Raw genomic sequence first — 14,932 nt, forward strand, 5'->3', positions numbered from 1 at the left:
GTGTCACACCATATCCTTGTCTACCCCGAATTTCTCATCCGTCTGACACTCCCCGGCAGGTTCCACATGCACCAAAATATCATAAACATTATCTATTGAGCTTTCGATACTTTTCTCCACCGCCCCGGCAATCTCATGCGCTTGTGTAATCGTTATCTGCGGATTCACCTCTATATCGAGCGTAATTATATACCGGTTTCCTATCATTCTCGACCTGACCCGGTGCGGATTACTTGCTCCCGGCACTTTCTCGACAGCTTCGAATATCTTATTATACACATTGACATCCTTCACGCCATCCATAAGCTCCACATTCGAGTCGAGAAAAATACCGATGGACGACTTGATGATAAAGAGGCTGATTATCAATCCCGTTATCGAATCGAGTATCGGCAATTTGAATATAAAAGTAAAAATCAACCCTAATAAAACTCCGGCCGAAATGACAACATCATTACGCATATTTATCGCATTCGCCGTCAGCATGGAGCTGTCAATTTTCTTTCCCTGTTTGTACTGGTACGAAGCCAGCATCAGTTTGCCGACAATAGAGAATATAGTCACATAGATAGCGATAGCCGATGGTATCTCTTTCACTTCATCTGAAAAGATGCTTTGAATGGAAGATATCAGCATTTGCATACCGGCATAAAATATCACCAGTGACAGAATCTTTGTCGCGATGCCTTCCGCTTTCTCATAACCGAATACATATTTCTTTGAAGGAGGACGGTTGATGAGGCGTGCCGTAAAAATCATAACGATAGAGATAACGACGTCGGTTGCCGAGTCGATACCGTCGCCCACTACCGCCAAACTACCGGCCCATAAACCGATGATGATTTTTGATGCGGACAGGATTGCATTGCCAATGGTGCTAATCCATGAGGTTTTGATTAAGATATTCTCTCTTGACATTGAAGTGACTCTTTATAATTAATTGTTTGATTGCGATTGGCTAGCAAAGATAAACATTTATAGGAGTCTGTGACGTCAAGTCGCAAAAAAACTTTTTCCGGGTTTTTAGTAGTTTCTATGTTTTAGTTGTATTATATATAGATGGTCAATTAAAGACAGGACAAATCATTTATTAAATAGTTAACCGCATGTTCAAAAAACTAAGTAGTTCTTTACTCATTGTATCAGCTTGTGTTTTTTCTTCTTGTACGCCTACCGTCAAGCAAGAGATTGCAATCCTACCTACCCCTGTTAGTCTGACCGAGCAGTCGGGCTCGTTTGTTTTAAAAGACGGAATGAAGATTGGAGTTTCCGATCAGTCGTTGTTTCCGGCAGTCGGGTATTTGCAGGAGATTCTCCGCAATGTCATATCGTCTTCTGTGGAAGTCACTACTGATAAGAATCAGGTAGATATGTATTTTCAGTTGAAAGATACCGGTGGCAAGTCCGGTTCTTATAAACTTCAGTCTACGCCGGAATATATCCGGGTAGAGGCTAATGACTATTCGGGTATCATTTCTGCGATTACTACTATTCGCCAGCTGCTTCCTGCAGCGATAGAAGTGCAGGGAGAGAAACAAACTTATTCAATCCCTGTTGTGCAAATAGAAGATGCACCCCGTTTTGAATGGCGTGGGTTTATGCTGGATGCTTCCCGTCACTTCTGGAATAAGAATGAGGTGAAGCATGTATTGGATCTGATGTCTTTGTATAAACTCAATAAATTCCACTGGCATTTGTCTGACGATCAGGGTTGGCGTATAGAGATTGAGAAATACCCGCTGCTTACCGAAAAAGGAGCTTGGCGTGAGTTTAATAAGCACGACCGTACCTGCATGGCACGTGCGAAAGAGGAAGATAATACCGATTTCCTGATTCCGGAAGATAAGATACGCATTGTGGAAGGAGATACGCTGTATGGAGGTTATTACACTCATGATGATATCAAAGAAATAGTAGCCTATGCTACGCAAAGAGGAATTGATGTCATTCCCGAGATTGATATGCCGGGACATTTTCTCGCGGCTATCAGTCAATATCCGGAGTTGGCATGCGACGGACTAATCGGATGGGGAGAAATCTTCTCTTCTCCTATCTGTCCGGGTAAAGATACAACGCTGGAGTTTTGTAGGAATGTGTTCAAAGAAATTTTCGAGCTTTTCCCTTATGAATATGTGCACATGGGTGGTGATGAAGTGGAGAAAGCCAACTGGAAGAAATGTCCTCTCTGTCAGAAACGTATTCGTACGGAAAAACTGGGTTCAGTAGAAGAGCTTCAGGCATGGTTTGTACGTGACATGGAGAAATTCTTCCTTGCCAACGGAAAGAAACTTATTGGTTGGGATGAAGTGGTAACCGACGGATTATCTTCCGATGCTGCTATTACATGGTGGAGAAGTTGGGCGAAAGACGCGTTGCCTACGGCGACCGCACAAAAGCAGAAAGTGATTGCTTGTCCGAATGAACATTTCTATTTTGATTATGCGCAGGATCAGAATTCAGTAAAGAAAATACTGGCGTATGATCCGTGTGCGGATGAACGGTTATCACCGGAAGAGAAGAAATACATCTGGGGTGTACAGGCTAATCTCTGGGCTGAATGGATTCCGACTATGAAACGCATTGAATATCTGATTGTTCCCCGCATGATTGCATTGAGCGAAATAGCTTGGGCAGAGCCGGCTGCTAAACCAAGTCTCGAAGAGTTTTATCGTCAGCTTGTTCCGCAGTTTAAACGGATGGATGTGATGAGGGTAAATTATCGTGTGCCCGATTTGCAGGGATTCTATAAAGTGAATGCATTTATTGATGAAACAGCAGTTGACTTGACTTGCCCGTTGCCCGGCACTGAAATACGCTATACGACAGATGGAAGTATGCCTACCAAGGAATCAGCTCTTTATGACGGTGCTTTGGAAGTGGAGGAGACTACCGATTTTGCTTTCCGTACTTTCCGTCCGGATGGTTCTCCATCGGATGTGGTGCGTACCAAGTATGTAAAGGCTCCTTATGCGGAGGCGGTGACTGCTCCGGCTGCTTTGCAGTCCGGCTTGAAAGCAGTATGGCACGATTTTCGTGGTAATCTTTGTGCGGATATTGAAGCAGCTCCTGTCAAAGGGGAGTATGTGGTGGAATCGGTATCTATCCCCGAAGAGGTGAAAGGAAATATCGGTCTGGTGTTGACCGGCTATCTGGAAGTTCCTGCCGATGGTATCTATACATTTGCCCTTCTTTCGGACGACGGTAGCACATTGATGCTCGACGGTGAATTGTTGGGAGATAATGATGGAGCACATTCGCCGGTGGAGATTATTGTGCAGAAGGCATTGAAAGCCGGGCTTCATCCGATAGAGGTGCGTTACTTCGATTGTAACGGAGGCGTATTGCAGATGGAACTGGTGAATGAAAAAGGTGAAAAAGAAGTATTGCCAAGTACGTGGCTGAAACATGAATAACTATTCTGTTGTTTTAATCATTACTTATTCGTTATAGTCTGAATAGCAAATTTCATTATTTTTAGGTATTGCTCGTCTTGCCGGTGAGCGGTACCTTTGCAGAAAATAATTGAAAACTTATGCGAATCAGTGAGAGACGAGTCGAGATTAATCATATATCAAAGGTGCACATGCACCGGATTGACTGGGATGAAGAGAGCTTATAGAAATATAAGCTCTCTTTTTTTTTGAACGATTTCGAATATTGTTCTTTTTTGAAAACAAGCGATAAGTTAAATGATTGTCGAACTTAATATAGATTGAACGTACGTTATGAGTACATTGAAAAAACTTCAGAACTACATGGGTAAACGGAAAGTGCTTTTGCCTGCGGCAATGCTACTGTCTGCCCTAAGTGCCCTGGCGGGCATGTTGCCTTATATTCTTATTTGGCTGATTGTGAGAGAACTGCTTGAATACGGAGAGATAACCTCTTCCGGTAATGTGGTGACGTATGCCTGGTGGGCGGCAGGCATGGCCGTGGCGAGTATCGTCCTTTATTTTGCCGCCTTGATGTCTTCGCATCTTGCAGCTTTTCGGGTTGAATCGAATTTGCGCAAAGAAGCCATGCGCCAGATAGTGCGTATGCCTCTCGGTTTCTTTGACATTAATACGAGCGGACGTATCCGTAAGATTATAGATGACAATGCAGGGGTTACCCATAGTTTTCTGGCACATCAGTTGCCCGACCTTGCGGCTACTTTTCTAGTGCCGTTGGTAGCTGTCATACTGATTTTTATGTTCGACTGGATACTCGGTCTGGCATGTATCGTTCCTGTAATTATTGCCATGCTGGTTATGGGATTTATGATGAATGCGGAGGGACGGCAGTTTATGAAAAGCTACATGACTTCTCTGGAGGAAATGAATACCGAAGCTGTAGAGTATGTGAGAGGAATTCCCGTAGTGAAGGTTTTCCAGCAGACCATTTACTCTTTCAAGAACTTTCATCGCTGTATCATGAATTATAATAAAATGGTATTCGGCTATACACGAATGTGGGAGAAGCCGATGTCGCTCTATACCGTTATTATCAATGGCTTTGTGTTTTTCCTTGCTCCGTTGGCTATTTTGCTGATCGGTTATTCTGGTAATTATGCATCGGTATTACTTAATTTCTTCCTATTTGTTCTCATTACTCCCGTATTCTCCCAAAGTATCATGAAAAGTATGTATCTCAATCAGGCTTTGGGGCAGGCGAGTGAGGCCATCGGACGTCTTGAAAATCTGGTTGCTTATGAGCACCTGACTGTTGTAGCGCATCCACAACCGGTAAAGGAATTCAGTATTCAGTTCGAAAAGGTTTCCTTCAGCTATCCGGGAGCTAATCAAAAGGCGGTGGATGATATCAGTTTCACCATTACGCAAGGAAGGACAGTAGCTCTTGTCGGAGCTTCAGGCGGAGGGAAAACGACAATTGCCCGTCTTGTTCCCCGTTTCTGGGAGGCAACAGAAGGGAAGGTTTTAATAGGTGGCATCAATGTAAGAGAAATCGCCCCTGAAGAACTGATGAAACATATTTCTTTTGTGTTTCAGAATACAAAGCTATTTAAGACTTCTTTGCTTGAAAATATCAAATATGGTAATCCCAACGCGACAATGGAGGAAGTGGAACGGGCAGTAGATATGGCACAATGCCGGGAAATTATCAATAAACTTCCGCTCGGACTAAATACAAAGATCGGTACAGAAGGAACGTATCTCTCCGGCGGGGAACAACAACGAATCGTGCTCGCACGTGCGATACTGAAAAATGCCCCCATCATCGTACTGGACGAAGCGACTGCTTTTGCCGATCCCGAAAATGAGCATCTGATTCAGCAAGCCCTGAAAGAACTGACAAAAGGAAAAACCGTATTGATGATTGCCCACCGTCTTTCAAGCATCACGGATGCCGATAATATTCTTGTGATTGACAAGGGTAAGATTGCGGAACAAGGCACACATGCCAAACTGCTTGAAAAACAAGGTATCTATTATAATATGTGGAATGAATACCAGCAATCCGTTCGCTGGACAATAGGAAAGGAGGTTTCTAATGATTGAAGTAATAAAAAGACGTTTTGCCCTTTCAACTAAAGGAGCAAAAGATTTCTGTAAAGGTGTGTTTTTCACTACACTGCTAGATATTGTATTGATGTTGCCGGCGGTATTTGTTTTTCTCTTTCTTGAGGAATATCTTCGTCCGGTGTTTCAGCCTTCGGTTTCGGTGACGCATGGTATTCTCTACTATAGCATACTCGGTATTATCTTTATGATAGTCATGTATATATTTGCGGTATTGCAATATCGTAGCACCTATACCACCGTTTATGATGAGAGCGCGAACCGGCGTATCTCATTGGCGGAAAAACTTCGCAAGTTGCCTCTGGCTTTCTTCGGCGAAAAGAATCTTTCCGACCTTACCGCCACGATTATGGATGACTGCACTGATCTCGAACATACTTTCTCGCATGCGGTTCCCCAGTTGTTTGCTTCCATTATCAGCATTCTGCTTATTACCGTCGGTATGGCATTTTATAACTGGCAGTTGACGATTGCTTTGTTCTGGGTAGTGCCGCTTGCCGCCGCAATTCTTCTTTTCTCGAAGAAGGAAATACAGAAAAGCAATGAAAGTAATTATCTGAACAAGCGAATGGTGACTGAACATATTCAAGAAGGACTTGATACTATTCAGGAGATAAAATCTTATAATCAGGAGAGGGACTATCTGGAGAAATTGGATGCAAGCATCGATACCTATGAAAAGGTACTGACCCGTAATGAACTGGTGCTCGGCATATTGGTAAACGGTTCCCAAAGTGTATTGAAACTCGGCTTGGCAAGCGTCATTATCGTCGGTGCCAATCTCTTGGCTTCGGGGACAATCGATTTGTTTACCTATCTTATATTTATGGTGATCGGCTCGCGTGTATATGCTCCGATCAGCGAGGTGATGAATAATATTGCCGCTTTGTTCTATCTGGATGTGCGTATCAGCAGAATGAATGAGATGGAAGCATTGCCGGTACAGCATGGAACTACCGATTTTACTCCTAAAGGCTATGACATCGAGTTTCAGCAGGTAGACTTTGCTTATGAGCAGGGAAAACAAATATTGAAGAACTTGTCCTTTACTGCCCGACAAGGCGAAAAAACAGCTTTGGTGGGTCCTTCGGGCAGTGGCAAGAGTACGGCAGCCAGGTTGGCAGCACGTTTTTGGGATATTCAGTCGGGAAAGATTACCCTCGGCGGACAGGATATCAGCCGGATTGATCCTGAAACGTTACTGACGAACTATTCCGTTGTTTTTCAGGAAGTAGTTCTTTTTAATGCTTCCATCATGGATAATATCCGTATTGGCAAACGGGATGCTACGGATGAGGAAGTCCGGAGAGTTGCCCGCCTAGCACAATGTGATGAGTTTGTCACTAAAATGCCGCAGGGATATCAGACGATTATCGGTGAGAACGGGGAAACATTGTCAGGTGGTGAGCGGCAGCGTATTTCCATCGCCCGCGCTTTGTTGAAGGATGCTCCAATTGTTTTGCTGGATGAGGCTACTGCTTCGCTCGATGTGGAAAATGAAACCAAGATACAGGCAGGCATATCGGAATTGGTACGTAACAAAACAGTACTGATTATTGCGCACCGTATGCGAACCGTTGCCAATGCCGACAAAATTGTAGTATTGGAGAATGGAAGTGTTGCTGAAATGGGAACACCGGAGGAATTGAAAAAGAAAAATGGTATATTTGCCCGGATGGTGAACAGACAGGTTACAAATATGAATGGATAAATAGCAGTGATACTATGCAGTTTTTGAAGGGAGATATACAAGAGCGAATCTTGAAGGTAGCCGAAGAAGTGTTTCTGGAAAAGGGATACAAGGATGCCTCTATGCGTGAAATAGCTTCGAGGGCAGGGGTGACGGTGAGTAATATCTATCATTATTTCACCAATAAAGATGAGATATTCCGTACGATTCTGAAACCGGTATTGAATGATCTGTATGCTATGATTTATAATCATGATGCCGATCAGATGACAATCGATGTCTTTATGGATTCGGATTACCAGAAAACATCTGTACGGGAATATATCAGATTAGTCTCTGAACATCGTGACCGTTTACGGCTGCTGCTTTTTCAGGCACAAGGTTCTGTTTTGGAGAACTTCCGTTCCGAATATACGGATTTGATGACGCGTACGATTTCTGTCTTTTTTCAAGGAATGAAACAGAAATATCCGCATATCAATATAGCAATAACCAATTTTTTCATTCACTTGAATACGGTATGGTTGTTTGCCTTACTCGAAGAGTTGGTGTTGCATCCTGTGAAGAAGGAGGAGATGGAGAAATTTATAGCGGAGTATATCGTTTTCGAAACGGCTGGTTGGAAAGAGCTCATGAATGCATGAGCTCTCTTACTTTATTCTCTTACTGATATAAAAAAACGTCCGGCTTTCACAAGCCGGACGTCCTTGCCTCTTTTAGAATATGTCATCTATTCATATTCCAAAATGAATACATTATATGGTTTTTTCTAACTTAACAACCAAATAAAAGAAATGCGGGTGAATCACTTCGGCCGATTTCTATGTATTTTTAATGTGGCTACGTAATATAATTATGACTAATTAATTTAATTCTGATACTGCAAAGATAGGGGCTTTCCGCTTTTCCCGCAATCCCCTAAAATGGGTATTCTTCTATCGGTTACTAGCTATATATAGTGGTTTAGGAATTTGCATAACTATGCATCCCCCCAAGAACATAATTTACTCCGAAATAGGTCATTAAGACAGTCAGGAAAGCAAGAATCATATAGATATGGAAGAATAGTGGTTTGCGGAAAATGCGCAGGCTTTGTGAATGGAATGCTACTCCATATACCAGGAAAGTGATCAGCGCCCATACTTCTTTCGGGTCCCACGCCCAGTATCTTCCCCAGGAAACGTTTGCCCAAACTGCTCCCAGAAAGATGCCTGCCCCTAAAAAGAACGTAGCAGGGTAGAGTAGCAAACGGCTGACTAGCGTCAACTGTTCTATCCGGTTGTCTTGTACAGCGTCGTTTCCGGAGACATTGTTTTCCGATTCTTTTTTTCGGAGGCATAATGCCAGTATTCCGTTTAGCATGATGAATGCCAATAGGGCATAAGACATCATAATCAATGAAACATGAATACTTAGCCACGGAGAGACGAGCACCGGCATTAATGGGGTGATCTGGGGATTCATCTGTCCCAGATAAGAGACTAACAACGCAAAGCCGGAGAGCAAGAATCCGAATGGAAGTATAAATGAGAATCTTCGATGGAGCAGACAGGCTATCAAGAGGATGCAGAGTGCCATGAACTGCATTGTCTCATAACCGTTGCTAAGAGGAACACGTCCGCCAATATACCAGCGCAGGCAATATCCTGCTAAATGGAATATGAAAGCAAGATAGAGTGCAACAGAAAAGATCGTTCCTGCTGTGCGGGAAATCGTTTTGGCTTTGGGCGAGGGTGTATTTCTTTGCAGGCTGTTATGAAGTAGAAGCATGAAAGACAACACTCCCAATGACAGATTTATCATAAAAAGAATCTTGCTGAACGGAATCCGGTTGTAGAGTAATTCGGCTTTCACTTCCAGTTCGGAGAGAGGTTGCACGCTACCATCAGTGGGTAATGGCTGGATGAATGTTCCTTTTTCCACCATCAGGATCAGTCCCACTTTTTCATCCGTTTCCTGGATGGCTTTGGCGAGTTTGCTACTTTTTCCCTGTTCTTGTTGCCAGGTTTTCTGAAGACGGTAGACTGGACCGTCAAATAAATCGGTCAAGCGTGCGTAAGAAGATTCCAAACCGAGTAAATGATGCAGTTCGGGACTTTTGATGTATATCATAGGTTCATTCTTCCATGAATCCGGGTAAAGAATCCAACCGCTTATAACTTGCTCGGGAGTCAATCCTTTATAGTAGATTTTTCCTGTCAGTTTTTTGACGAAGTCTCTTGCCAGTGTATTGAATGGTACTACCCGGTCATGGTAAATAACCTGTTGTTGTGCCAAGCTGTCTGCTTGTATTTTGTTTAATACACGAAGAGGTGTTTGCTGTGCCTGCATTGTTCCTGTCAGGTAGAAAAGGAATAAGATAAATAATCCTCCTTTTTTCAATAGGGGATGATTTAGTAACTTACGAAACTCTCCCTGACGGCAAAATAGTAGTAAAATCATAGAGATGCCCAGTAGAATGTAGCCGCTATAGGTCACTCTTGTACCCCATGGATCATAATTTACTGTCAGCCAACTTCCTTGACCGTCTTCGTCAAATGAGGACTGATAAAATCGGAAGCCTTGTGTAGTAAAGATACGGTTCATTGAGATACATTCGTTGTGCACGGAATCTTTCTGACCGGGAAGTGAATAGCTGATATGACTGACATAATCGGCGGGAGCTTTTGTCCCCGGATAATACTCTACCCGGAAACTATCTAGCTTCATCGTGAATGGCAGATGAATGTTCTTGTCGCCCTGTGGCGAATGAAAGCTGCTTTTTACTGTATCCGGACGTAAATGCATATATCCTTGTTCGCCATAGATAAATGTAATCATGGCCCCCACCAAGATAACGAGGAGGGAGCCATGAAACAGCAAAACGGGAAGTCGCCGCCATAAGGAACGTCGGATGAGGGCAACAACCCCTATTGCAGCAATAACTCCCCACAAACAACAAAACCAGATTGTGTGATATATATTTCTTTCTACAAACTCTGTCCCGTATGCTTGCTCTATGAAAGTGGCTGCGGCAAGTAATCCTATCAGACAGATGTATAAAATGATAAGTAATCTTTTCAACGGCATATCTTTTTAATGATATTAATAGGGAGCGTATTCCTTATTTTCACAGGTTTTTACTCCCATACATTCCATCTCGATCAACCATCCCGGGCGGCATACCGGCGCATGTACAAATACCTTAGGGGTACAAGGAAAACGTTTGTCGTACATTTCTTTGACGATGGTATAATCTGCTATGTCACGCAGATACACGATCATTTGTCCCATATCATCAAATGTACATTCTGCTTCTTTCAGTAAAGCCTCTACATTTTCCCACATCCGCTCTGTCTGTTTACGGATCTCTCCCGGATATACCACCTCGCCTTTATTATTAATACTTGCTGTTCCGGAGATGAATACTTGGCGCCGGTCTCCATAATCTACATACGTGCCACGTTCAAAACTGACACCATACTCATAGGTGGGATTCAAATGTGTTGGCGCATAAAGGAAATGAATTTGTTCGGGTTTGATTCCGCCAACGGCATACGTGTCCATTTGTACAAGTACTTTGGGGTCAGCATGGCGTCCGCCGATACCTGTGCTGGAGATATAGTGTGTCTTTTCCGTCAGGTTCTGGGTAACGAATACTTCGTTACGTGCCTTTACTACTCCGGCATAATTCACATCCACATTCTGTACGAAAAACCAGGTACGAATACAGTTGGCGGCTAGTTTGCAACCTTGTTCAATGAGCTGCATAACATAGTCGTTTAATAGTAGCCGGGTTTGGTATTCGGAGTTGGCTGCCCGATTGAAAGAGCTGCCACCCCAAAGGTGACGGTAGGGTCCATGCTTGACTTCGAAAAGACCATTATGCAGCATTTGTGTCTGTACTTTCGTCTGAAGGTAAATCCATACTGCTACTTTGGTTCCATTCAATGGTGGCTGTTCTACGATAGAAAGTGCGCAATCCGAGCTTTCAGCAGTAAGTGCCAACAAGGTATCTGCCTGATTGGAAGCGTCGCTCAAAAAGTATCGTTTGAAAATGGCGACGGTCCCTTGCAGTTCTTTTTCCCGTAATTGGTAGTATGTATCTATAATGGCGTTTAATTGTTCTTCATAAGTGGATTCCGGCTGGATTGCGTGAATCATTAAATGATACTCGGAAACACCGTCTGCCACTTCGTATTTAAATATTTCTGCTAAAGTCTTTTCTGATTTCAAGGGTTGTTGTTTTTTGCTGTTCATATCAAAAATTTCTGTTACAAGTTAATTGTTTTCGGCTCCTGCTTTGATCCATGTCCGAATCAAAGCGCGAACTTCACGTTGTTCAGCTCCATTGAATATATCGATGTGATTATCGTGCTCTAATACATCTAATAAATAACTGTTGTTTAAATCTCCAGGAGTGACATAATTCTTTCCTTTCGCAGAATGGGGAGCTTTTACATTAATCAGTGATTGATAGGCTTTGGCTGCCGTCAGATCCAAATCTCCGGCTGTTGTTGTACTTCCTCCATGACACATCACACATTTGGCATTGAAAACTTGCGTTTGGATGCGGCTGAATGAAGCCACTTCGATTGTTGTCTCTGGTAAAGTCAGCGATTCATCCGACGCATTTACGGGAAATGACTGATACGCATGCACCAAAGACATTCCGGACGTGATAACGGCTACGGCAATACTACGCGTGTTTCCGTTTAAGTTGTTTAATGTTACAGTTACAGCTTCTGCCTCGCTAGATGGTTCCAGAATGCGCTTAACCAATATGGGAGTAACTCCGTCCTCACCTAAGGAGATTAATGACATATTGTTTTTCTGCGGCCAAGCATCCAGATGGGTGAAATGAAGTGTTACAGTAGCCGTACGTCCACTGTCAATCGTGTCATCCGGATAGATTTTACCTTCATCACAAGCTGAACACAGGTTTAGGCAGGCACAGGTTATCAATAAATAGTTGAGTCTTTTATTCATAGACAGATTCCTCCTCCTATACATTAGAAAGTGAATTGTAACATAGCGGTAACGCTATGGCGTGATAGTCCCACTCCATCATTATCACGATCAGTCTGCGTGTCATGACCGGTTCTGCCCAGATATTGGTACATCATCTGAAGTTTTAAATTAGAACCGACAAAGTAGTAATTGGCTCCGATGGCAGGCATATTCAACAAACCGCCTTCGTCTGTCCCGTTGCGATCGAATATATCATAACGGAGAGCAGCCTGTAATTTAGGAGTTACAAAATAACCGGCCTGTGTATAAGCTCCCCAGTAATTCAGGTCTTTGTCTTTATGCATGATTTCTGTGAAATGCATATTCATGTAATAACCTTCGGCTGCAAAGTAGAAACGGTTCTTTACCATGGCAAACTCTGCACCTATACGCCAATCGCTGCTACTATGATCTTCGGCCTCGGCATTATAAGATGTAGATACACCGAATTGCATTTTATCTTCTTTCAGATTGTTCGGATTACCTTGTGTGGCTGGCATTTCACCTTTGGGCATATATACCAGGCGACCGGAGTAAAGCAGTTGGGGCAGCCATTTATGATCATCACACATTCCTTTGGTTGCCGAATTGACATCAATCCCTGTGCCATTGAAAATACCTAACTGATAATTCCATTTTCCGTTAATCAAACCATGTATCTGAACACCCAGGTCGAAGCCGGTAGCTATGCTCGGCTTCACAGCATTGATGTCATAGGGCATTAATACGCCACCTGCCACGGAACTGGGCAACACCGGAAATAATGTTTCCCCCAGTGTGGTCAGATAGGCATGCATAAACGGCGTTTTAAACTTCCCGACACGAATACGGAATGATTCTTTGAGCGCTACATCAAACCAGGCTTGTTGCAATAAGGCGGCACCGCTTTTTGCCGCATTCAGTGATAAATTGAATGTAACTTTCCCGAATGCCTTGCCTGTAAATCCGAGTATTGCGTTCGGAATAGCAAAACCACTGTTTGCCCAGTTACGTGCATAAAGGCTTTCCAAACCTTGATCGTCATATCGGTTGAAAGAGAGGCTGGTTTGAACTAAGGCATAGGGCTTGAATAAGAAATCACCGGCTTTGGTAGAAAAAGAAAAACCTTTCTTTCCTGCCAGCGAAACAACATCATTCTCTACATATTTATCATCGATTTCTTTTGCATTTGAATCTTGAGCATAAGAGTGGCTGCACAGAAATGCAGTGAGCGCGAGTGCTAGATATTTTTTTTTCATTGTTGTTGCTGATTATATTATAAACTGTTCAAGAATGTTAGTAAGGCTGCGCGATCTTCTTTCGACATGCGGGAGAAAATGGAACGTGAAGCGGCTCCCTCGCCGTCATGCCACATGATGGCTTCTGTCAGGTTACGTGCCCGTCCGTCATGCAGGAAATAGGTATGTCCGTTGACAATTTCCTGCAGGCCGATTCCCCATAATGGAGTAGTACGCCATTCGCAACCGCGTGCCAGGCCGCTAGGGTAATCGTCAGCTAATCCTTGTCCCATGTCGTGTAATAAGAAGTCGGAGTAGGGATGAATGATCTGATTGCCCAGCCAGGGTAGTTGAGTTCCGTTCAGTAATACGCTGCCTCGCGGGCGGGTATGTAAAGTAACGGTATGGCATAAATGGCATTTTGCTTGATAGAACATTTGCTCTCCATGTTTGATGGTTTCGTCATCCACGTTGCGGCGTGCAGGAACTCCCAATGTCTGCATATATAAATCGACATCTTCCATGTCACGGGTCGAAATCTCTACACCTTGGTTGGCAAATCCCATCATTTGTGATTGTCCTTCGCCCACTTCATGTGGAAAACGGTCATTGGTTACCCCCAGATCCGAAGAGAATCCCAGTTCTACTGTTAAATCCTGATGGTTGGCTTTGTTGCCGGATATTCCAATGTCATATTTTCCTTTTTCCGTCACATAATTCAGGCGTCCGCTAATGCCGTATTCGGGATAGTTACTTTGAGCTGCCAACTGTTTCAATTCATCGTGGTTAAGTGCCATCATCTGACCCATGCCGACATGCCGCAAGGGGGCACGTACCGAAATAATCAGATCTTCGGGCTTTATTTCATAATCATACCAATCTGTTATTTCATAATGAGGAGTTATTAATTCATATTCTTCTCCATCGGGAAACTTGAACTTTTCGGTAGTAGTGGTTATCTTTATTTTGCCTTCGGCTTTTACGCCATAAATGGACTGGTCATGTAATACACGGCCATATTCGGGGAAATATCCTCCGGTTTTGCGTGTAATATAAACCAGCATAGATGAAAAGCCTGCACCGGAACCACCTGTGACCCATGCCGGAGTAGTACGTCCTGTGTTTCTATGGCAAGCTCCGCAGGAATAGCCTCCAAAAATAGGTCCTAATCCATTACCGCTGCCTGTACCTACTCCACGAGAATTGTCATACAAACCATCGCCACGATTGAAACGTGTTAATAATTCACCGGTGACCCAGTCTGCATTGGTGTCATAAGCGCCACTTACGGTAGAAAAAATAGTGGAAATACCGGCTGATAATTCCTCCGGTTTTGCTATTTCTCCGTTTGGCTTATAAATAATGCCGTCGAAAGCATCATGATCACAACCTTGCAGGAAGCCTATATTTATCGCAACAAAGAGGATTCTTCCCAATCGCCTTGGGAGTCCTCCTCGTAATGCTTTGATAACCGGCTTTCCTAAAAGAAAGAACTTAGTCATCATAATTAATATTGT

The 14,932-nt window shown here is 43.4% G+C and carries 10 protein-coding genes; 4 read left to right on the forward strand and 6 right to left on the reverse strand.

The genetic code is table 11. The annotated features are described in order from the left end of the window. Positions 1 to 3 precede the first annotated feature (3 nt). A complete protein-coding gene (locus tag HMPREF9009_RS14570) occupies positions 4 to 918 on the reverse strand; it encodes a cation diffusion facilitator family transporter (RefSeq protein WP_008022898.1) in 915 nt (304 codons plus the stop codon). Between the two features lie 188 nt (positions 919 to 1,106). Between HMPREF9009_RS14570 and HMPREF9009_RS14575 the strand changes: the two genes are divergently transcribed. From HMPREF9009_RS14575 to HMPREF9009_RS14590, 4 genes are all read left to right on the forward strand, one after another. Then, positions 1,107 to 3,413 (forward strand): family 20 glycosylhydrolase, encoded by a 2,307-nt coding sequence (locus HMPREF9009_RS14575; RefSeq protein ID WP_049702558.1) that lies wholly within the window; start codon positions 1,107 to 1,109, stop codon positions 3,411 to 3,413. Between the two features lie 312 nt (positions 3,414 to 3,725). Next, the gene (locus HMPREF9009_RS14580) at positions 3,726 to 5,498 is read left to right on the forward strand and encodes an ABC transporter ATP-binding protein (protein WP_008019731.1); all 1,773 of its coding nucleotides are present in this window, start codon (positions 3,726 to 3,728) and stop codon (positions 5,496 to 5,498) included. Next, on the forward strand, positions 5,491 to 7,230 hold the full coding sequence (locus tag HMPREF9009_RS14585; protein ID WP_009040477.1) for an ABC transporter ATP-binding protein: 1,740 nt from the start codon (positions 5,491 to 5,493) through the stop codon (positions 7,228 to 7,230). The genes HMPREF9009_RS14580 and HMPREF9009_RS14585 overlap by 8 nt, the downstream gene beginning before the upstream one ends. A gap of 14 nt (positions 7,231 to 7,244) precedes the next feature. Beyond that, positions 7,245 to 7,853 (forward strand): TetR/AcrR family transcriptional regulator, encoded by a 609-nt coding sequence (locus tag HMPREF9009_RS14590; RefSeq protein WP_004312534.1) that lies wholly within the window; start codon positions 7,245 to 7,247, stop codon positions 7,851 to 7,853. 319 nt (positions 7,854 to 8,172) lie between these two features. On the opposite strand, the gene ccsA is transcribed toward HMPREF9009_RS14590, so the two are convergent. From ccsA to HMPREF9009_RS14615, 5 genes are read right to left on the reverse strand one after another with little or no spacing between them, the layout of a single operon-like run. Further along, positions 8,173 to 10,278: a cytochrome c biogenesis protein CcsA gene (gene ccsA / locus HMPREF9009_RS14595; protein WP_004312533.1), complete on the reverse strand. Its 2,106-nt coding sequence runs from the start codon at positions 10,276 to 10,278 to the stop codon at positions 8,173 to 8,175. A 15-nt stretch (positions 10,279 to 10,293) separates the two neighbouring features. Continuing rightward, positions 10,294 to 11,448, reverse strand: a complete 1,155-nt coding sequence (locus HMPREF9009_RS14600; RefSeq protein WP_049702559.1) for a Rid family hydrolase — start codon at positions 11,446 to 11,448, stop codon at positions 10,294 to 10,296. A gap of 21 nt (positions 11,449 to 11,469) precedes the next feature. Beyond that, a complete protein-coding gene (locus HMPREF9009_RS14605) occupies positions 11,470 to 12,177 on the reverse strand; it encodes a hypothetical protein (RefSeq protein ID WP_004312531.1) in 708 nt (235 codons plus the stop codon). Between the two features lie 23 nt (positions 12,178 to 12,200). Next, on the reverse strand, positions 12,201 to 13,436 hold the full coding sequence (locus HMPREF9009_RS14610) for a porin (protein ID WP_004312530.1): 1,236 nt from the start codon (positions 13,434 to 13,436) through the stop codon (positions 12,201 to 12,203). A gap of 17 nt (positions 13,437 to 13,453) precedes the next feature. After that, positions 13,454 to 14,920, reverse strand: a complete 1,467-nt coding sequence (locus HMPREF9009_RS14615) for a di-heme oxidoredictase family protein (RefSeq protein ID WP_004312529.1) — start codon at positions 14,918 to 14,920, stop codon at positions 13,454 to 13,456. Between the last annotated feature and the right edge of the window lie 12 nt (positions 14,921 to 14,932).

The organism is Bacteroides sp. 3_1_13 (genome assembly GCF_001185845.1).
In the GTDB taxonomy this organism is placed as follows: Bacteria; Bacteroidota; Bacteroidia; order Bacteroidales; family Bacteroidaceae; genus Bacteroides; species Bacteroides xylanisolvens.